17 protein-coding genes are annotated in these 19847 nt (G+C 71.3%); 4 read left to right on the top strand and 13 right to left on the bottom strand.

What is annotated here, in order from left to right; all coding sequences use genetic code 11:
• Positions 1-504: 504 nt before the first annotated feature.
• The 8 genes from Aco03nite_RS28460 to Aco03nite_RS28425 all read right to left on the bottom strand — a co-directional run bounded on the left by Aco03nite_RS28460 (position 505) and on the right by Aco03nite_RS28425 (position 9163).
• Complete coding sequence (locus tag Aco03nite_RS28460) at positions 505-1704, bottom strand: vWA domain-containing protein (protein WP_203799948.1); 1200 nt, start codon at positions 1702-1704, stop codon at positions 505-507.
• On the bottom strand, positions 1691-2920 hold the full coding sequence (locus tag Aco03nite_RS28455) for an SRPBCC family protein (RefSeq protein ID WP_203799945.1): 1230 nt from the start codon (positions 2918-2920) through the stop codon (positions 1691-1693). Before Aco03nite_RS28455 ends, Aco03nite_RS28460 begins: the two co-directional genes overlap by 14 nt.
• Positions 2917-3795, bottom strand: a complete 879-nt coding sequence (locus Aco03nite_RS28450; protein ID WP_203799943.1) for an AAA family ATPase — start codon at positions 3793-3795, stop codon at positions 2917-2919. The genes Aco03nite_RS28455 and Aco03nite_RS28450 overlap by 4 nt, the downstream gene beginning before the upstream one ends.
• Positions 3782-4354 (bottom strand): nucleotidyltransferase family protein, encoded by a 573-nt coding sequence (locus Aco03nite_RS28445; protein WP_203799941.1) that lies wholly within the window; start codon positions 4352-4354, stop codon positions 3782-3784. Before Aco03nite_RS28445 ends, Aco03nite_RS28450 begins: the two co-directional genes overlap by 14 nt.
• Before the next feature lie 4 nt (positions 4355-4358).
• A complete protein-coding gene (locus tag Aco03nite_RS28440; protein ID WP_203799938.1) occupies positions 4359-5312 on the bottom strand; it encodes an XdhC family protein in 954 nt (317 codons plus the stop codon).
• 85 nt (positions 5313-5397) lie between these two features.
• Positions 5398-7800, bottom strand: coding sequence for an aerobic carbon-monoxide dehydrogenase large subunit (locus Aco03nite_RS28435; protein WP_203799936.1), 2403 nt, complete (start codon positions 7798-7800; stop codon positions 5398-5400).
• Positions 7797-8288 carry a (2Fe-2S)-binding protein gene (locus Aco03nite_RS28430; protein ID WP_203799933.1) on the bottom strand — a complete coding sequence of 164 codons (492 nt, stop codon included), beginning with the start codon at positions 8286-8288 and terminating at the stop codon, positions 7797-7799. The genes Aco03nite_RS28435 and Aco03nite_RS28430 overlap by 4 nt, the downstream gene beginning before the upstream one ends.
• A gap of 2 nt (positions 8289-8290) precedes the next feature.
• Positions 8291-9163, bottom strand: coding sequence for an FAD binding domain-containing protein (locus tag Aco03nite_RS28425; RefSeq protein ID WP_203799931.1), 873 nt, complete (start codon positions 9161-9163; stop codon positions 8291-8293).
• Positions 9164-9283: 120 nt separating this feature from the next.
• Here Aco03nite_RS28425 and Aco03nite_RS28420 point away from each other — a divergent pair, with 120 nt between their 5' ends.
• Positions 9284-10330, top strand: a complete 1047-nt coding sequence (locus Aco03nite_RS28420; RefSeq protein WP_203799929.1) for an XdhC family protein — start codon at positions 9284-9286, stop codon at positions 10328-10330.
• A gap of 2 nt (positions 10331-10332) precedes the next feature.
• On the opposite strand, the gene Aco03nite_RS28415 is transcribed toward Aco03nite_RS28420, so the two are convergent.
• The 5 genes from Aco03nite_RS28415 to Aco03nite_RS28395 all read right to left on the bottom strand — a co-directional run bounded on the left by Aco03nite_RS28415 (position 10333) and on the right by Aco03nite_RS28395 (position 16342).
• Positions 10333-11226 carry an aminoglycoside phosphotransferase family protein gene (locus Aco03nite_RS28415; RefSeq protein WP_203799927.1) on the bottom strand — a complete coding sequence of 298 codons (894 nt, stop codon included), beginning with the start codon at positions 11224-11226 and terminating at the stop codon, positions 10333-10335.
• Positions 11223-12029, bottom strand: coding sequence for an SAM-dependent methyltransferase (locus Aco03nite_RS28410; RefSeq protein ID WP_203799924.1), 807 nt, complete (start codon positions 12027-12029; stop codon positions 11223-11225). Before Aco03nite_RS28410 ends, Aco03nite_RS28415 begins: the two co-directional genes overlap by 4 nt.
• The gene (locus Aco03nite_RS28405; protein ID WP_203799921.1) at positions 12026-14947 is read right to left on the bottom strand and encodes a BTAD domain-containing putative transcriptional regulator; all 2922 of its coding nucleotides are present in this window, start codon (positions 14945-14947) and stop codon (positions 12026-12028) included. Before Aco03nite_RS28405 ends, Aco03nite_RS28410 begins: the two co-directional genes overlap by 4 nt.
• A 255-nt stretch (positions 14948-15202) precedes the next feature.
• The gene (locus Aco03nite_RS28400; RefSeq protein ID WP_203799919.1) at positions 15203-15955 is read right to left on the bottom strand and encodes an alpha/beta fold hydrolase; all 753 of its coding nucleotides are present in this window, start codon (positions 15953-15955) and stop codon (positions 15203-15205) included.
• A gap of 90 nt (positions 15956-16045) precedes the next feature.
• Positions 16046-16342: a metal-sensitive transcriptional regulator gene (locus Aco03nite_RS28395; protein WP_203799914.1), complete on the bottom strand. Its 297-nt coding sequence runs from the start codon at positions 16340-16342 to the stop codon at positions 16046-16048.
• Between the two features lie 81 nt (positions 16343-16423).
• On the opposite strand from Aco03nite_RS28395, the gene Aco03nite_RS28390 reads away from it, so the two are divergent.
• The 3 genes from Aco03nite_RS28390 to Aco03nite_RS28380 are packed head-to-tail and all read left to right on the top strand — an operon-like array spanning position 16424 to position 19795.
• Positions 16424-16636, top strand: a complete 213-nt coding sequence (locus Aco03nite_RS28390; RefSeq protein WP_203799911.1) for a heavy-metal-associated domain-containing protein — start codon at positions 16424-16426, stop codon at positions 16634-16636.
• Entirely contained in the window at positions 16633-17589 is a 957-nt protein-coding gene (locus Aco03nite_RS28385) for a DUF8832 domain-containing protein (RefSeq protein WP_239145498.1), read from the top strand. Before Aco03nite_RS28390 ends, Aco03nite_RS28385 begins: the two co-directional genes overlap by 4 nt.
• 10 nt (positions 17590-17599) lie before the next feature.
• The gene (locus Aco03nite_RS28380) at positions 17600-19795 is read left to right on the top strand and encodes a heavy metal translocating P-type ATPase (RefSeq protein ID WP_203799908.1); all 2196 of its coding nucleotides are present in this window, start codon (positions 17600-17602) and stop codon (positions 19793-19795) included.
• Positions 19796-19847 lie beyond the last annotated feature (52 nt).

The raw sequence follows: 19847 nt of genomic DNA, 5'->3' as shown, positions 1-19847 counted from the left end.
ACCGTGGACCGTCTATCTGGAGTTCGGGATCGTCAAGCCGCCCTCCTCATAACGTGCTCGGTGCGATGAGTACGAGAAGAACGACATCATCTCTCTTCACGAGGCCGATGGAAGACTGACCATTCGCATCGAATGCAAGGGGTACAGCGTCTCCGATGCCATCGAAATCGCGATGGCCATCGTTCAACCAGACGTCGCGGGTGGCCTGATTCCCGCAGCCGAGGGCGCGGGCTGTCCTTTCCGCGCCCGGTCTTGAAACTCGCGATGGAAACTGTCTACAGCGGACGCTCGGTCCGTCGTTTCCAGCGGGAATGGCAACGGAAGGTAGGACGGCCACGCCTTCCGTTCTACGGCGACAGCATGGAGGATCCCTCGTCGGTGGAGTGGAAGCGACTGGCCCTGGCCTGGGATGCCGAAAAGGATCAGCCGACCGTGGAGGGGCGAGACCTACGTGTGCGGGCACCGGAGAAAGCCCCTAGGACGATCCCGATGCCGGTTCGCGCCTCAGGTCAAGTCGGCGAGGCAGCGGGCCGCTGTGGTCAGGTCGGTGAAGGTGGCTGCCGGGAGCAGGAGGTCGCAGAACGGGAGGGCTGCCGCCATGCCGCCCACCTTCGGGGCGAACCCGGCCGCTCCGGCGCGGGGATTCAACCACAGGACCCGGTAGGCGCGGCGGCTCAGGCGGGCCATCGCGGCGGACATCCTCTCCGGTGGGTCGGTGTCCCAGCCGTCCGAGGAGATGATAACGACGCCGCCCCGGACCGTGTTGCCGTGGTGGGAGTCGAGCAACGTGGCGATGTTCGCGGCTATCCGGGTGCCGCCGAAACGGTCGTCGACGGCCTCGCTGGCCTGGTCGATCGCCTCGCGGGGCGAGGTGTGCCGGAGCGGGACGGTCAACCTGGTCAGGCCGGTGGCGAAGGCGAACACCTCGGCGTCCGCGACAGTGGTGAACGCCCGCATCAACTGCAGGTACGCGGCCGCCTGCGCGCGCATCGACTCGCTCACGTCGCAGAGCATCACCACCCGGCGGGGGCGCGGGACCGGGCGTTCGCGGACAACGGTGATCGCCTCCCAGCCGGTGCGGCGGGCTCGGGCGATGGTCGGCCGCAACGCGACCCGGCGGCCGGTGCGGTCCGGGCGGTGCCGGCGGCCTCGACGCCGTGGCCAGTGGGTGAGCGCCTGCCGCAGCGCCTCGCCGAGGGCCTCGGTCTGTGCCGCGTCCAGGTCCTCGAACGGCCGGTCGGCCAGCGCGGCCAGGGTGCTGGGCCGCAGTTCGGGCAGGTTCAGGCCGTCGTCGTCGGCGTCCTCGTCGGCGGCGACCGCCGGGGGCAGCGTGGCCCACGGCAACCCGGAGACGGTGGTCTCGTCACCGGTCCCCGGCACCGCGACGTTGACACTGTCGTCACGGGGCTTGGGCGGAATCGCCTTCCGGCTCAACGGCAACGGTGGCGTGTCATCGAAGACGGTCGCAAAGATCCGATCAAAAACTGCAAGATCATCATGCTTTCGTACGAGGGACACGCGCGCGGTCCAGTACAGCGCCGTCCGGGACGTGGGCGGGCTGGCCTCCAGCGCACTGACCAGATCCCCGGTCTCGGTGATCCCGGCAGCCATCCCGGCCCGGCGCAACCGGGCCGCGAACGCGACGGCGAACGCGGCCCGGTCGATGCCCCGCAGCAGCACCGGGACGGCGTCAGCCCCGGGCAACGAACCAGACGATGACGGCGCCGACGACAACGACCGCACCGATGGCGACCGGGATGAGCCGCTTGTAGATCGACCCACCGGCAACCTCCAGCAGATCCAGCGGCTCCGCCTCGACACTCTCGATCTTGCGCTCAGCAGTGGCGACAGGCGCGACAGCCGGAGCGGCCCCAGCACCAGAGGTCACGGCAACCGGAGTCGTCGCGGCGGCCGGTGCAGCGGTCGGAGCGGTAGCGGGAGCATCGGCCGACGCAGCGGTCGGAGCGGTAGCGGGAGCATCGGCCGACGCGGTGGCCGGAGCGGTGGCGGGAGCATCGGCGGGAGTGGCGACAGGCGCGGTGGTCACGGCGGTGGAGGAGGCGGCGACCACGGCGGGAGCGTCGGAGAGGTCGGCGTCCGGCGTGCGCAGCGGCGCGACCGGGTCCGGCGTGCCTTCGGCGACCTCGGTCCGGCCGGCAGCGGCCGTGACCTCACCGGCGGAGGGGTCGGGCTCGACCACGAGACTCGCCGACTCGTCCTTGGCGAGGCTGCCGTCAGCGGCCGGGATACCCACCGGGGCCGCGGTGACCGGGACGGTCTCCACGGCGGCCGCGGAGGCGACCGGCGTCTCGACGGAAGCTTCGGCGGCGGCCGGAGCAGCAACAGCGTCGGCAGCCGGCGCAGCGACAGCATCGGCAGCCGGAGCAGCGACCTCGGTGGAGGCGACCTCGGCGGCAGCGGGAACAACGGCGGCCGGAGCAGCAGCGGGAACAACGGCGGCCGGAGCGGTGGTGTCGGTGGCCAGCTTCTTCTCCAGGTTGGCGACGAACTGGGCCAGCAGCTTCGACGACACCTCCTTGATCATGCCGCTGCCGAACTGGGCCAGCTTGCCGCTGATCTTCAGGTCGGTGTCGACGTTGACCCTGGTGCTGGTGGCGTCGACGGCGGTCAGGGCGGCGCTCACCGTGGCCGACGCGTTGCCTGCCGAGCGGGCGTCGCGGCCCTTGGCGTCGATGACCGCCGTGTAGGCGGCGTCGTCCTTGGAGGTGAACTGGGCGGTGCCGGAGAAGTCCGAGATCACCGGCCCGACCTTGATCTTCACCTTGCCCTTGTAGACCTCGCCCTCGACCCCGGTCAGCTGGGCGCCGGGCATGCAGGGGGCGATGCCTTCGAGGTCGGTGAAGACCTTCCAGGCCTCGTCGATCGGGATCTGCACGGTGAACTCATTGGTGATCTTCATGGCTGGTCTCTCCGAGCACGAGGGGTGGTCACTGGTGTGTCAGCGATGAGGGCCCGGTCGTCGGGCGTCTTGGCGATGGTGCCGAGGGTGCGGATCACGTCGGTGGAGGCGAGTTCGGTGACGCCGAGCGCGGCCAGGGCGGACACCCAGTCGATGGTCTCGGCCAGCCCGGGCGCCTTGTCGAGGTCGAGCCCGCGGACCGTACCGATGAACTCGGTGGCGCTGCGGATCAGCGGCGCCGTCGCGCCGGGGACCGCGCGCCGGACGATCGCCGCGGCCTGTGCCGGGGTGGGGAACTCGATCCAGTGGTACAGGCAGCGGCGGCGCAACGCGTCGTGCAGGTCGCGGCTGCGGTTGGAGGTGAGGATGACGACCGGCGGCCGGGTGGCGGCGAAGGTGCCGAGTTCCGGGATGGTGACGGCGGCCTCGCCGAGGAATTCGAAGAGCAGCGCCTCGAACTCGTCGTCGGCCCGGTCGATCTCGTCGATCAGCAGCACCGGAGGGGTGGGGCCGTCGTGCCGGACGGCCCGCAGGATCGGCCGTTCCTGCAGAAAGGAAGTGGTGAACAGATCCCCGTCGTCGACGGACAGGCCGCGCGCCTCGGCGAGCCGGATGTGCAGCAGCTGCCGCTGGTAGTTCCACTCGTACAGCGCCTCCCCCGCGGTCAGCCCCTCGTAGCACTGCAGCCGGATGAACGGCGTGTCCAGGGCTTGCGCGAGGGCTTTGGCGGCGGCCGTCTTGCCGACCCCGGGCTCCCCCTCGAGCAGCAGCGGCTTGCCCAGGCGCAGCGCCAGGTAGACGGCCATGGCGAGACCGTCGTCGGCCAGGTAGTCGACCGCGTCCAGGCGCTGGATGACGTCCTCAGGAGTGTTCAAGCTTGAGCAGCCGTTCGTAGTCGTCGATGGTGTCCACGTCGATCGGCACCGTACCGGCGCAATCGATTTCGGTCACCGGGTACCGCCCGGAATGCAGAAGCTTCCACACCGCCTTGTCACCGTGCAAGGTGGACAGCTCACCGAAGACCGAACGATGGAACAGGAAGGGGTGCCCGAGCCCGTCGGAGTATCGGCACACGCCGATGGCGCCCGACAGAGAGGACAACCGGCGCACATCGGCCGGCCGAACACCGGGTTGGTCACCCAGCAGCAGGACGAGCCGATCAGAAGAGACGGACGCGATCGCGGTACGAATCGACGACCCGCATCCACTGGAGAACGACGGGTTCTCGATCACCCGTACCGAAGAAAGGTCGCACTGGGCGCGGACCTCCGCGGCCGAACCGCCGACGGTGACCAGCAGCTCGTCGAATTCGCAGGCCCGGGCCATGTCGACGGTCGCGTCGAGCAGGGTGCGGCCGCGGAACGGCAGCAGCTGTTTGGGCCGCCCGAGCCGCTGCGAGCCGCCGGCGGCCAGCACCAACCCGGTTACCGTCATCGATTCAGGCCTTCGTGTATTTTCGCAAGCAGCCCGGGCAGCAGAACCAGAAGTCCCGGCCGTCGACCACCCCGTGCGGGGTGTCCGGTCCGATGACGACGGTCATGCCGCAGACCGGGTCGACAGCCGTCTCCGCGACCGATGCGCCCGATGCGGGCGATACGGGCGTGGGGGCAGGGGTCGTGGCCGGCCCGACGGGCAGAGTCGGACCGGCCACGAACTCGGGTTCGGCCCTGGTAGGGGCAGCGGCCACGTCCAGGCTGCCCTTGCGCAGCTGCTGGACGATCTCGGCCAGGACCGAAAGTGCGATTTCCTTGGGCGTACGGGCACCGATGTCGATCCCGGCATGGGGGTGGACCCGGTCGCGCTCGGCCGGGGTCAGTTCCATCGCGTCGAGCAGGATCACCGACCGGGTGTGGCTGGCGACCAGCGCGATCAGGGGCACACCCGCGTCCAGCGCGGCCCGGATGGCGCGTTCCTCGTCGCGTCCCAGACCGGCGACCACGACCGCGGCAGCACCCTGATAGTTCTCGGACACCTCGAGGTCGAGGAAGCCTGCCAGTTCGGTCACCGCCCGCCCGATCGGGCTGGTGCCGGAGACGCCGATCAGCGTCTTCGGCAGCACCGGGCGCAGGAAGATCTCTATGGCCCCGCCGGAGTGGCAGGGGTTCATGACGACGAGCGCGCCGGGCGCCTCCGGGAATTCCGCGGAGTCCTCGGGCAGCACCCGCAGCAGCAGGGAGTCGCCGGTGCGCAGCGTGTCCATGGCCGCGGCCCGCACCGACGTCTCCGCGCACACCCCGCCGACGAAGCCCTCGATGGACCCGTCGGCGAGGATGACCGCGTCGTCGCCGGCCCGGGCCGAGGTGGGTTCCTGGGCGCGGACCACGGTGGCGTGCACGAACGGGTGGCGCGCGGCGGTCAGCTCGCGGGCCCGCTCGGCGGTACTCGTCGTCATCTTTCGCTCCTTGCGGGAGATGCTCCTGGTAGGAGAGATGGCCGGGTGGGATCCGGGGGCCTGGATCCCACCCGGCCGGGTGTCGCTAGATCGGCGGGGTGGCCTGGCCGCGCATCGCGTCCCACACGCGGGACGGGGTGAGCGGCATGTCGGCGTGCCGGATGCCGAACGGCTTGAGCGCGTCGACGACCGCGTTCACGATCGCCGGCGGCGAGCCGACGGTCGCGGACTCGCCGATGCCCTTGGCGCCGATCGGGTGGTGCGGCGACGGGGTGACGGTGAAGCCGGTCTCCCAGTCGGGCACTTCCAGGGCGGTCGGGATCAGGTAGTCCATCAGCGAGGCGCCCAGGCAGTTGCCGTCCTCGTCGAAGGAGATCATCTCCATCAGGGCCATGCCGACCCCGTCGGTGAGGCCGCCGTGCACCTGGCCCTCGATGATCATCGGGTTGATCCGGGTGCCGCAGTCGTCCACCGCGATGAAGCGGCGGACCTTGACCTCGGCGGTGCCCGGGTCGATGTCGACGACGCAGATGTACGCCCCGTGCGGGTAGGTCAGGTTCGACGGGTTGTAGCAGATCTGCGCTTCGAGGCCGCCCTCGATGCCCTCCGGGAGGTCGCCGGCGCCGTGCGCCTTGAACGCGATCTCCTGGATCGTGACCGCCTTGCCCGGGTCGCCCTTGACCTGGAACGAGCCCTTGACCCAGTCGATGTCGGCGACCGACACCTCCAGCATCGCCGAGGCGATCAGCTTCGCCTTGTCGCGCACCTTGCGGGCGACGAGCGCGGCCGCGGCGCCGGACACCGGCGTCGACCGGGAACCGTAGGTGCCCAGACCGAACGGGGTGTTGTCGGTGTCGCCGTGCACCACGTCGATGTCGTCCGGCGGGATGCCCAGCTCTTCGGCGATGATCTGCGCGAACGTGGTCTCGTGCCCCTGGCCCTGGGTCTTCACCGAGAGCCGGACGACCGCCTTGCCGGTCGGGTGGATCCGCAGCTCACAGCCGTCGGCCATGCCCAGGCCGAGGATGTCCATGTCCTTGCGCGGGCCGGCGCCGACCGCCTCGGTGAAGAACGAGATGCCGATGCCCATCAGCTCGCCGCGGGCCCGCTTCTCCGCCTGCTCCTTGCGCAACTCGTCGTAGCCCGCCATCTCCATGGCCAGGCGCATGGTGGGCTCGTAGTCACCCGAGTCGTAGACCCAGCCGGTCTTGGTGGCGTACGGGAACTGCTCGGGCTGGATGAAGTTCTTCAGGCGCAGTTCCGCCGGGTCCATCGCCAGCTCGTAGGCGAGGGCGTCGACGATCCGCTCGACCAGGTAGACGGCCTCGGTGATCCGGAACGAGCAGGCGTAGGCCACCCCGCCCGGTGCCTTGTTCGTGTAGACCGCGGTCATCTTGCAGTGCGCGGCCTCCAGGTCGTAGCTGCCGGTGAAGACGCCGAAGAAGCCGGCCGGGTACTTCACCGGGGCCGCGGTGCCGTTGAACGCGCCGTGGTCGGCGAGCACGTTGGTCCGGATGCCGAGGATCTTGCCCTCGGCCGTGGCCGCGATCTCGGCCCGCATGATGTAATCGCGGGCGAAACCGGTGCTGATCAGGTTCTCCGAGCGGTCCTCCATCCACTTCACCGGCTTGCCGGTGACGATGGAGCCGACGATGGAGAGCACGTAGCCGGGGTAGATCGGCACCTTGTTGCCGAAGCCGCCGCCGATGTCCGGCGCGATCACCTGGATCTTGTGCTCGGGCAGGCCGGCGACGATCGCGTACAGGGTGCGGTGCGCGTGCGGGGCCTGGGTGGTGGACCAGAGCTTGAGCTTGCCCTCGACCGGATCGAAGTCGGCGACCGAGCCGCAGGTCTCCATCGGCGCCGGGTGCACCCGCGGGTAGACGATGTCCTCTTTGACGATGACGTCGGCCCTGGCGAAGACCGCGTCGGTCTCCGCCTCGTCGCCGGTCTCCCAGTCGAAGACGTGGTTGTTCGTCTTGCCCTCGAGGTCGGTACGGATGATCGGGGCGTCCGGCTCCAGGGCCTTGCGGACGTCCACCACCGGGTCGAGCACGTCGTACTCGACGTCGATCAGTTCCAGGGCGTCGCGGGCCTTGTACCGGTCCTCGGCGACGACGAACGCCACCTCCTGGCCCTGGAAGCGCACCTTGTCGGTGGCCAGCACGGCCTGCACGTCGTTGGAGAGCGTCGGCATCCAGGCCAGGCCCAGACCCTTCAGCGTCTCGCCGGTGACGACCGCCTTGACCCCCGGGGACGCCTCGGCGGCGCTGGTGTCGATGCTGACGATGGTCGCGTGCGCGAACGGCGAGCGCAGGATCGCCAGGTGCAGCATGCCGGGCAGCTGCACGTCGTCGACGAACCGGCCGCGGCCGCGGAGCAGGCGCGCGTCCTCCTTGCGCAGCATCCGGCCGAACCCGACCGGCTTCTGGTCGTTGTCCTCGAACTCGGTGATCTTGGCTTGCGAGGGCTCGTGGACGGTCGTCATGCCTGAGCCACCTCCGCTTCCTTGGCGTCGGACTCGTGCACAGCCGCCCACCGGACCGAGCGGATGATCGAGGAGTAACCCGTGCACCGGCAGATCTGGCCGGAGATGGCCTCGCGGATCTCGCCCTCGGTCGGGTCGGGGTTCTTGTCCAGCAGCGCCCGGCAGGTCATCAGCATGCCCGGCGTGCAGAAGCCGCACTGCAGGCCGTGGCACTGCCGGAAGCCCTCCTGGATCGGGTCCAGTTCGGCGCCGTTGGCCAGGCCTTCCACGGTACGGACCTCGTGGCCACCGGCCATCGCGGCCAGCACGGTGCACGACTTGACCGGCTCGCCGTCCAGCCACACCACGCAGACGCCGCAGTTGCTGGTGTCGCAGCCCCAGTGGGTGCCGGTCAGGCTCAGCACGTCGCGCAGGAAGTGCACGAGCAGCATCCGGCCTTCGATCTCCCGGGTGTACTCGGTCCCGTTGACGGTCATCGTGACCTGCATGCTCAGCTCCTCGCCCGTTCCACGGCCGTGCGCAGGGTGCGCCGGGTCAGCTCGTCCGCCAGGTGGCGCTTGTAGTCGGCACTGCCGCGGGTGTCGGTGGACGGGTCGCAGCTGCGGGCCGCGATCGCGCCGGCCAGCTGGAACAGGTCCTCGCTCGGCTCGTTGCCGCGCAGCGCCGCGGAGATCTCCGGGATGCCTGTGGTGTTCGGGCCGACCGCGGCCAGGCCCACCCGGGCGTCCACGATCCGGCCGTCGTCCAGCCACACCGCGGCGCCGGCCGACACCACGGCCCAGTCCCCGGCACGGCGCTCGACCTTGGCGTACGCGGAACCGGCCCGGAAGTTCTTCCGCGGGATCCGGATCTCGGTGAGGATCTCGTTGTCCTGGACGGCCGTCTCGTACGGTCCGACGTGGAACTCCTCCATCGTGACCACCCGCTCGCCGGCCGTGCCACGGATGACGCAGCTGGCGTCCAGCGTGGTGCAGACCGCGGAGAGATCCTCGGACGGGTCGGCCTGGCACAGCGAGCCGCCGAGCGTGCCACGGTTGCGCACGATCGGGTCGGCGATCACCTTCTCGGCGTCCCGGAAGATCGGGAACACGTCGGCCAGAATCTCCGATTCCAGCAGTTCCCGATGCCGGGTCATGGCACCGATCCGCACCTCGTCGTCACCGAGGCGGATATACCCCAGTTCGCTGTGCAGAGGGTTGATGTCGATGAGATATTCGAAATTGGCGAGCCTGAGCTTCATCATCGGCAACAGGCTGTGACCGCCGGCCACCAGCCGGGCCGAACTGCCCAGACGTTCTAAAAGTCCAATGGCCTGATCCACGCTTGTGGCACGTTCGTATTCGAACGGAGCCGGCACCTGCATCCTGCACCTCCCGCGAGTCGCGGCAGACCCTCCCGCTCCCCGCTGTCAATGTCAACAGCGACCTAAGCGTTCTCTTAATCAGTCGTTGACGTCGTGGAGCAGATCACCGAAGGTGCTCCAATGCGCGAGATCGTGGACGGGCTGCTGGCCTGGCGGGCCGCCGGAATCGCCTTCGCCGTGGCGACGGTGGTGCACACCTGGAAATCGGCGCCCCGGCAACCGGGCGCGGCGATGGCCGTCAATGAGCACGGCGAGGTTCTGGGCAGCGTATCCGGTGGTTGTGTAGAGGGCGCCGTCTATGCGGCGGCGCAGGAGGTGCTGGAGACCGGCAAATCCCAGACGCACACGTACGGGGTCAGCGACGGCGACGCCCTGTCGGTCGGCCTGACGTGCGGCGGCACCATCGAGGTGATGATCCAGCCGGATGTGGCACTGCGCGGGCTGGACGATCTGCTGGCCGACATCGCGGCCGGGCGGCCGGTGGCCACCGTCTCGCTGCCGGACGCCCAGCTGGTGGTGCGGGCCGGCCGGGTCGACGGCACCCTCGGCGACCCCGAGCTGGACCGGATCGCCGGCGAGCAGGCCCGGGGTCTGCTGGCCCACGGCCGCAGCGCGATCGTCACCGCCTGTGAGCGCGAGGTGTTCGTCCAGTCCTGGGCCGCCCCGGCCCGCATGATCGTCTTCGGGGCGATCGACTTCGCGGCGGCAGTCGCCCGGATCGGCAAGTTCCTCGGCTACCAGGTCACCGTCTGTGACGCCCGCGGTATCTTCGCCACCCCGGCCCGGTTCCCGGAGGCCGACGAGGTGGTGGTGGAATGGCCGCACCGCTACCTGACGTCCACACCTGTCGACGAACGCACCGTCCTGTGTGTGCTCACCCACGACCCGAAGTTCGACATCCCGCTGCTCGAGGTGGCGCTGCGGACGCCGGCCCGCTACATCGGCGCGATGGGCAGCCGCCGCACCTGCGAGGACCGCCTCACCCGCCTCCGCGAGGCAGGCGTCGGCGAGGACGCCCTGGCCCGGCTGCGGGCCCCGATCGGCCTGGACCTGGGCGCCCGGACCCCGGAGGAGACCGCGGTGGCCATCGCCGCCGAGATCGTCGCCCTCACCTGGAACGGCTCAGGCACCCCCCTGACCGGCCTGACCGCCCCCATCCACGGCTGACCTCACCTGTCGCGCAGGATCTCGGCGATCACCCGCTCGCAGTCGGCGGCCTCCGTGCGGTCGTCCCGGTCCAGGGCGCCCACCAGCACCAGCAGGGCCTTCCACAGCGCCCAGCCGCGGGCCCGCGCCCACGTCGCGTCGTCGTGGGCCACCGCCTCGCGGAACGCCCGGCGGCTGTCGCCGGTCAGGAACGTCCAGGCGATCACCAGGTCGCAGGCCGGGTCGCCGACACCGGACGTACCGAAATCGATCACCGCGGACAGCCGGCCGTCGACGACCAGCAGGTTGCCGACCGCGATGTCGCCGTGGAACCAGACCGGGGCGCCGGTCCACGTCGCGGCGAGGGCCTCCGCCCACACCGCCGCGGCCGTCGCCGTGTCGACTCCGGGGTGGCCGTCGAGGCGGGCCAGGCAGCGCCGGGTCTCCTCGTCGTAGTACCCGGGCGGGCAGCCCCGGTACCAGCTGTGCCGTCCCGCCTCCGGGCCGCCGACCGGGTCGCAGAGCTGCAGCGCCCGGATGAAGGCGGCCACGTCGGCGGCGAACCCGGTGCGGTCGGTGAGCCCGGCACGGCCGGCGGTCTCCCCGGGCAGCCAACCCCGGATCGACCATGGGTACGCGTACCCGAAAGCGGGTCTGCCCCTGCCGAGGATCGGCGGAACCGCGACCGGGAGGCCGGGAGCGAGCCGGGGGATCCAGAGGTTCTCCTTGTCGACCGCGGCGGCGTACCCCTCGGCGGTGGGCAGCCGCACCGTCATCCGGTCCCCGAGCCGGTAGGTCCGGTTGTCCCAGCCCTCGAACTCGGCCGGCACGATCGGCAGGCCGGCCCACTGCGGGAACTGGTCCGCCACCAGCCGGCCGACCAGTCCCGCGTCGATTCCCGCGCGGCCGTCGGTCACGGCTTCCGCCCGACCGCGCCGTACATCGCGATGTCGCTGTCCCGCACGCCGGCCGGCTCGGTGCCGTCCGGGTGCCACTTGTGCACCTGGACCAGGCCGGGCTCCTCCAGCTCCAGGCCGTCGAAGAACGACAGCGCGGTCGGCCGGTCGCGGAAGATCAGGGTCTCGCCGAGCCGGTTGTACTCCTCCCGCACCCGGGCCAGCGGCACCGGGTCGAACTCGTCGGTCGCGATCGACATCGCCAGGAAACTGCCGGACGGCAGCAGGTCCAGCACCTGCCGGACGACCCGCAGCGCCTCCGCGTCGTCCTCGATGAAGTGCACGATCGCGATCAGCAGCACCCCGACCGGCTCACCCAGGTCGAGCGTCCGGCGGAACTCCGGCGTGTCGATGAAGGTCCGCGGGTCGCGCATGTCGCCCGCCACGTAGACCGTGCCGGCGCCGGCCGCGCCGAGCATCGACGGCGCCTGGGCCAGCACGAGCGGGTCGATGTCGGTGTAGACCACCGTCGCGGCCGGGTCCACCGAGCGGACGATCTCGTGCAGGTTCGGCGAGGTGGGCAGGCCGCTGCCGATGTCCAGGAACTGGGTGATCCCGCGCTCGGCGGCCAGGAACCGGGCGACCCGGTGCATGAACGCCCGGTTGGCCTGCATGTGCGCGCGCAGGGCCGGCCAGATCCGCAGCGAGCCCTCGCCCGCCTCCCGGTCGGCGGCGAAGTTGTCGGTGCCGCCGAGGATGTAGTCGTAGATCCGGGCGCCGTGCGCCCGCTCGGTCTCCAGATCGACCTGACCGTCAATGCTCATCGATCGACTTTATCGGAGTCCACTGTGGCCAGCTTGTCGCGGACCTCACCGGCCTCGGCGTGTCCCAGATCGTCGAGGATCAGCAGCGCCCCGCGCCACGACTCGCGGGCCGCCTCGACATCGCCCGCGGCCCGGTGGGTGTCGCCCATGTGGTTCAGCACCAGCGACTCGTGATAGCGATCGGCTACGCCGACATAGAACGAGAGCGCCTGCCGGTACGCGATCAGCGCCTGCCCGTGGTCACCGAGGTGATGGTGGACGTACCCCAGGGTGTCCCAGGTGTCGGCCTGCCCGGACCGGTTGCCGATCGCCTCGTGCAGGGCCAGCGCCTGCCGGCAGGGTTCCAGCGCCGACCGGTGCTCACCCAGCTGGATCAGGTACCAGCCGACCGTGTTCAGCCCGTCCGCCTCGCCCCGGGTGTGGCCCACCGACCGGGCCAGGTCCAGCGCCTGCCGGGCGTGGTGCAGCGCGGTGGCGAAGTCCCGTTGCCGGTCGGCGACCCAGCCCAGGTTCAGATGCACCGATGCGGCCCTGCTCACGTCACCGATCGCCTGGAACTGAGCGAGGACCCGTTCGAAGGCCGAGGTCGCCCGGCCGAAGTCACCGAGCCGGGCGTACGCGCTGCCCAGGCTCCGGTCGGCGGTCGTCTCCAGGTAGACGTCGCCGATCCGCCGGGCCGCCGCCAGCGCGATCAACTGGGTGCTCACCCAGTCCGGCCAGTGCCCGCCGCGCTGCAGGTACTCGGTCATGCCCCAGGCCACCCACCAGGCCCCGGCGTCACCGGTGGCGGTCTGCACGGCCAGCAGGTTCGGCCGCTCCGCGGTGAACCAGGCCACCGCCTCCCCGGTACTGTCGAAGTGGGCGGGCTCCACCGGCGGGCGCCCCAGCCGCCCGGTCATCCGGTGCGGGTCGAGGATCTGCCCGGCGCCGACCGCGCCTGCCACGTACCAGTCGTGCATCCGGCGGGTCGCCGCCCGCAGCCCGTCGTCGCCGTCCACCGCGGCGGCCGTCTCCAGCGCGTACACGCGCAGCAGGTCGTGCATGGTGAAACGGCCGTTCGACTCCTGCTCGATCAGGCTGCCGCGCACCAGTTCGGCGAGCGGCCCGCGCACCCGCTCGATCGGCCAGCCGGCCAGGCTCGCCGCGACGCCCGCACCGATGTCGGTGCCGGTGTGCGCGCCGAGCAGCCGGAACAGCCGGGCCGCCGCCGGGGTCAGCACCCCGTAGGACCAGGAGAAGACCGCGCGTACGTCGATGGTCGCCTCGTCGTCGCCGAGCACGTCCAGCCGGTCCCGTTCGGCCCGCAGGTGCTCGACGAACGACGCCAGCGGCAGTTCCGTCTGCACCGCGGCGCGGGCCGCCACCACCGCCAGCGCCAACGGCAGATGCCCGCACAGCCGCCCGATCTCCGCCGCCGCCTCCGGCTCGGCCGCCGTCCGGGCCGCCCCGAGACGACGGCTGACCAGCGCGTACGAGTCCTCGGGCCGGAGCACCGACAGGCCGACCGAGGTGCCGCCGTCCATCACGAGCAGGCCGGTCAACCGGTTCCGGCTGGTCACCACCGCGGCCGAACCGCCACTGCCGGGCAGCAGCGACCGCACGTGCTCGGCGTCGCGGGCGTTGTCCAGCACCACCAGCACCCGCCGCGCCGCCAGCAGGCTCCGGTACAGGTTGACCTGCCCGTCCCAGCTCTGCGGGACCTTCTGCGGCTCGACGCCGAGCGACTCCAGGAACGTCCGCACCGCCTGCTCGGGCGAGACGACCGCCCCGGCCGGATGGAACCCTCGCAGGTTCACGAACAGCTGGCCGTCCGGGAACCGGTCGCGGACCGTGTGCGCCCAGTGCACCGCCAGCGTGGTCTTCCCGGTGCCCGGCCCGCCGGAGATCGCCGCGATCGCGGGCCGGCCGTCCGCCGGGCCGATCAGCAGCCGGTTCAGACTCGACACCGCGGGCACCCGCCCGGCCAGGAAGACCGTCGCCGGGGGCAGTTCGGCCGGGATCACGCCGGCGGTCCGGCGGGCCGGGGCACCGGGCAGTTCCTGGCGCAGCACCCCGAGGTGGGCCTCGGTCAGCCGCGGCCCCGGCTCCACCCCGAGTTCCCGGACGATACGGGCCCGGACGTCCGCGTAGTGCCGCAGCGCCTCGGCCTGCCGCCCGGAACCGGCCAGGGCCAGCAGCAGACGGGCGTGCAGCCCCTCGTGCAGCGGCTCCTCCTGACTGAGCGGGCCGAGACGGTGCAGTGCCGCGTCGTACCGCCGGGTCTCGATCGCCTGGTCGGCGAAGGCGAGCGTGGCGGTGATCCGCTGGTTGGCGGCCGCCACCGCCGCCGGAAGCTGACGGATCACCGGATCGACCGGGCCGCGCCAGCAGTCCAGCGCCCGCTCGTGGTCCCGCTGTCGCAGCAGGTCACCGAAGCGCGCCAGGTCGATCCGGTCCCGCTCCAGGTCGAGCCGGTAGCCGTCCGGCCCGGTGACCACGGCGGACGCCCCGAGGATCTTGCGGAGCGCGCCGACGTACACGTGGATCAGGTTCGTGTGGGTGGCCGGCGGCCGGTCGCCCCACAACACGTCGACGATGTCCGCGACCCGCACCGGCTGCCCCGGATGCAGCGCGAGCAGCCCCAGCAGGCGGCGCTGCATCGCCGACCCGATCGGCACCTCCCGGTCACCGTCGTGCACGGTCAGCGGCCCGAGCACCGACACCCGGATCACGCCGGCGCCGCCCAGTCCGGTCAGCCCCACCGCGGCGGCCAGCCGCTCCAGGGTCCGCTGCCGGGGCACCCCGCCCGCGCCGCGTTCCAGGTTCCGCACCGAGCGCACACTGACACCGGCCCGCAGAGCGACGTCCTCCTGCGTCAGCCCCAGCCGGACCCGCTGCTCCCGCAGATCGTCCCCACTGGTGTTTCCGGTCGATGCCAAGGTGTTCCCATCCGGTAGTCCGCCCGGCCCACACTGCCGCCGCGGCCCCAGATTTTGCCGGTCGAGATGCCGCCACCGCCACACGACCGGCATTTTCCCAGCTCAGAGCAGTCTTTATCGGCAACCTCGACTACAGCCGAAGTCAAGACCCACACCCGGCCGGTGCCGTTACCGTGTGTAGATCGCTGGTGGTCGGTGACGCGGGGGCGCACCGGCCCCAGCGGTCCTCGTGCCGGTTCGGCCCACGGAAGGCGGCTAGACCTCCGACGACCACCAGGTGAGGATGCGGTCGACGACCGGGCCGGGTTTGCGGGCCCAGCCGATGTGGTCGTTGCTGGCGCCGGGTGGGACCTCGACAGTGCGGAAGTGCCAGCGGGTCGCGGTGTCCGCGTCCAGCAGGCGGGTGAACGTGTCGACCGCCCGCGCCGGGGCCAGCCGGTCGCCCTCCAGGGAGACGATCAGGGCGGGGCCGGGAGCCGGCGCCGGGGCCGGGAACGGGGGGCGGCCGGTCAGGGCCATCCGGGCCCACTCGCGCATCATGGTGCGGGCGCCGGGGCCGCCGAACGACGGTTTCGGCAGGTAGCCGAAGAGCCCGGTCATCGCGGGGACGATCACGGCGGCCTGGACGACCAGCGGCGCGCCGCGCAGCGGGAAGTCGCGGTGCCACGGCAGGCTGGTGCCGACGGTGACCATGCCGTCGGCGGGGGTGTGCTGGAGCTGGTGGCCGAGCGCCAGCTGGCCGCCGAGACTGTGGCCGAGAAGGATCACCGGGCGGCCGGGGTGTCCGGCGCGGGCCTCGGCGACGGCCTTGGCCATGTCCTCGATCTCGTCGGCGTACGACCAGTCGTGGGCCCGGGACGCCGGCGGCGAGTCCGGTTCGAATCCTCGCCTGGTCAGCGCGCGGGCCGCCCAGCCGCGGGCCTCGAACTCGGCGACGAGCAGCCGGTAGTACCGCGAGCCGATGCCCATGGCCGGCGAGACGAGAACGATCGGGGCGGGCTGCGTCATGCCGCCACGTTACCGGCCGGTAGGGCGAGACCGGCAAGGCGAGGCCGGTGGGACGCAGTCGGTAGGACGCAGGCGGTGAGAAGCGGCCGGTCAGCCCCGTTTCATCAGGCGGCCGACGGCGGCCATCAGCTCGGAGGCCATCTCGTCGGCGCGGCCCTCCTGGGCGCCCTCGTGCATGCAGTGCCGGGCGTGCCCGTCCATCAGGCCGAGCGCCACCTTGTCCAGCGCGGCCTGGATCGCCGAGATCTGGGTGAGGATGTCGATGCAGTAGCGATCCTCGTCGACCATCCGCTCGATGCCCCTGACCTGGCCCTCGATGCGGCGCAGCCGGGACTGCAGGTTGTCCTTGGTGGCCGTGTAGCCGCGGGTGGGGGCAGGGTTGGTCATGCCGGCCATGCTACAGCCCTGCCGGGATACCCCTACCGGGTATCTGTATGGTGGTAGTACCACCGAACGAAGGGAACCACCATGCAGACCACGACCTACCCCGTCACCGGCATGACGTGCAGCCACTGCGTCGACTCGGTCACCACCGAGATCTCCGCGATCCCCGGTGTCACCGACGTCGCCGTCGACCTGGCCGGTGGCACGGTCACCGTCGTGTCGGAGGCGCCGGTCGACCGCGAGACCGTGCGCGCGGCGGTGGACGAGGCCGGTTACGAGCTGGGCGACGCCTCGTGACGGCCCCGGCCTGGCTGACGTCCACGCCCGCCAAGCTGGCGGCGTACAGCATCGGTCTGGTCTTGATCTTCGGCGTGGCGACGGGCGCGGGCCGCGTGATCGGCCCGGACCAGGCGCCCACCCCGGCGACCTCACACGGCGAGGCGCACGGTGACACGCACGCGGCGGGCGAGACGGCCGCGGCGACGCACGTTCCGGGCGGTCTCCAGATCGCGCAGGACGGTTACCGGCTACAGACGGCGACTCAGCAACTCTCGGTTCAGGCCGAGCTGCCGTTCGCGTTCCGGGTGCTGGGCCCGGACGGCGAGCCGGTCACCGCCTACCGCAAGAACCACGACAAAGACCTCCACCTGATTGCGGTACGCAGGGACTTGTCAGGTTTCCAGCACGTGCATCCGACGATGGCCGCCGATGGCACCTGGACGATCCCACTGAGCGTGGATACCCCCGGGCAGTATCGGGTGCTCGCCGATTTCCAGCCCGCCGACGCCGCCGAGGCCATCACGCTGGGTGTCGACGTGCCCGCCCCGGGCGACTACCGCCCGATCCCGCTGCCGCCCCCGGCCCGGACGGCCGAGGTCGACGGTTACACGGTCACCCTGACCGGCGACCTGCGCCCCGGCGAGCCGAGCGACCTGGCCCTGACCGTGACCAGAAACGGTCAGCCGGTCACCGATCTGGAGCCGTACCTGGGCGCGCTCGGCCACCTGGTGGTGCTGCGCGAGGGCGATCTGGCCTACCTGCACGTGCACCCCACCGCCGACGACGCGCTGCGGTTCCGGGCCGAGGTCCCGTCCCCCGGGGTCTACCGTCTCTACCTGGACTTCCAGCACGCCGGCACGGTGCGTACCGCCGAGTTCACCGCGACGACGGCAGGTGTGACGCCGCCGTCCGCGCCACCACCGGCGCAAGAACCTGCCGAGACGACGGAAGAACCGCACACGCACGACTGAGGACCCCGTCATGACATTGCAGAACGCACTGATCGAGCTGGAAATCGGCGGGATGACCTGCACCTCCTGCGCCAACCGGATCGAGAAGAAGCTCAACCGGATGGACGGGGTCAGCGCCACCGTCAACTACGCGACCGAGAAGGCGACCGCCACGGTCGAGGGCGGCGTCTCGGTGGCCGATCTGATCGCCACCGTGGAGAAGACCGGCTACACCGCGAAACTTCCCGACAAGAAAGAGGAAGCAGCGCCGCAGTCCGATGACCCGTTGAAACAACGGCTGATCACCGCGATCGTCCTGAGCGTCCCGGTGATCCTGCTCGCGATGGTCCCGCCGTGGCAGTTCACCTACTGGCAGTGGGCCAGTCTGGTGCTGGCCGCCCCGGTCGTGGTCTACGCCGGCTGGCCGTTCCACCGGGCCGCCGCGATCAACCTGCGGCACGGCGCGGCGACCATGGACACCCTGGTCTCGCTGGGGACGATCGCCGCGTTCGGCTGGTCGTTGTGGGCGCTGTTCCTGGGCACCGCGGGCGAGCCGGGGATGACACACCCGTTCACGCTGACCATCGATCGCACCGACGGAGCCGGCGCGATCTACCTGGAGGCGGCCGCCGGGGTGACCATGTTCATCCTGGCCGGGCGCTATTTCGAGGCCCGGTCCAAGCGGCGGGCCGGTGACGCGCTGCGGGCGCTGCTGGAGCTGGGCGCGAAGGACGTCGCGGTGCTGACGGACGGCAGGGAATCCCGGATTCCGGTCGAGAACTTGCAGCCGGGCATGCTGTTCGTGGTCCGCCCCGGCGAGAAGATCGCCACCGACGGTGTGGTCGAGGAGGGCTCGTCGGCCGTCGACCGGTCACTGCTGACCGGCGAGAGCGTCCCGGTCGAGGTCGGCCCGGGCGGCGACGTGACGGGCGGCACGGTGAACGCCGGCGGTCGCCTGGTGGTCCGCGCCACCCGGGTCGGCGCCGACACCCAGCTGGCGCAGATGGCGAAGCTGGTCGAGCAGGCACAGACCGGGAAAGCCGAGGTCCAGCGGCTGGCCGACCGGATCTCCGGGGTCTTCGTGCCGATCGTGATCGCGCTCGCGGTGGCCACGCTGGGTTGGTGGTTCGGCACCGGCGCGGGCTGGACGGCCGCGTTCACCGCCGCCGTCGCCGTGCTGATCATCGCCTGCCCGTGCGCGCTGGGGCTCGCCACGCCGACCGCGCTGCTGGTCGGCACCGGGCGCGGCGCCCAGATCGGCATCCTGATCAAGGGCCCGGAAGCGCTCGAATCGACCCGGCGCGTCGACACGGTCCTGCTGGACAAGACCGGCACCGTGACGACGGGCGTGATGAAACTGGTCGCCACCGTCCCGGCAGACGACGACGAGCTGTTGCAACTGGCCGCCGCGGTGGAGTCCGCCTCCGAACACCCGATCGCCCGCGCGATCGCCGCCGAGGTGGGCGATCATCTCCCGGTCGCCGATTTCACCGCTTTCCCCGGCTTCGGCGTACGGGGGAACGTGGCCGGCCGTGTCGTCCTGGCGGGCCGGGCGGCGCTGCTGGAACGCGAGGGCCTGCACGTGCCGGAACGGATCGCCGCAGCGGTGCAGGAGCAGCAGGAGCTGGGCCGCACCGCGATCGTGGCGGGCTGGGACGGCGAAGCGCGCGGAGTCCTGGCGGTGGCCGACACGGTCAAGCCCACCAGCGCCGAAGCCGTCGCCGGCCTGCGGAAACTGGGGCTGACACCGATCCTGCTGACCGGCGACAACAAGACCGTGGCCCGCGCGGTCGCCGCCGAGGTGGGCATCGACGAGGTGATCGCCGGGGTGCTGCCGGACGGCAAGGTCGCCGAGGTCCAGCGCCTGCAGCAGTCCGGGAAGGTGGTGGCGATGGTCGGCGACGGGGTCAACGACGCCGCGGCGCTCGCCCAGTCCGACCTGGGGCTGGCCATGGGCACCGGCACCGACGTGGCGATCGAGGCGTCCGACCTGACCCTGGTGCGGGGCGACCTGACCGCCGCGGTGGACGCGATCCGGCTGTCCCGGCGCACGCTGCGGATCATCAAGAGCAACCTGTTCTGGGCGTTCGCGTACAACGTGGCCGCTCTGCCGCTGGCGGCGGCGGGCCTGCTCAATCCGATGATCGCGGGCGCGGCGATGGCGTTCAGCTCGGTGTTCGTGGTGGCCAACAGCCTGCGGTTGCGGAGTTTCAAGCCGCTTCACTGACAGCGGGCGCACGGACGGTGTTCACGTCCTGTTCGGAGACACATCGGATCGT

Source organism: Actinoplanes couchii (assembly GCF_016862075.1).
In the GTDB taxonomy this organism is placed as follows: domain Bacteria; phylum Actinomycetota; class Actinomycetes; order Mycobacteriales; family Micromonosporaceae; genus Actinoplanes; species Actinoplanes couchii.
This window is presented reverse-complemented; position numbering and strand designations above follow the sequence as displayed.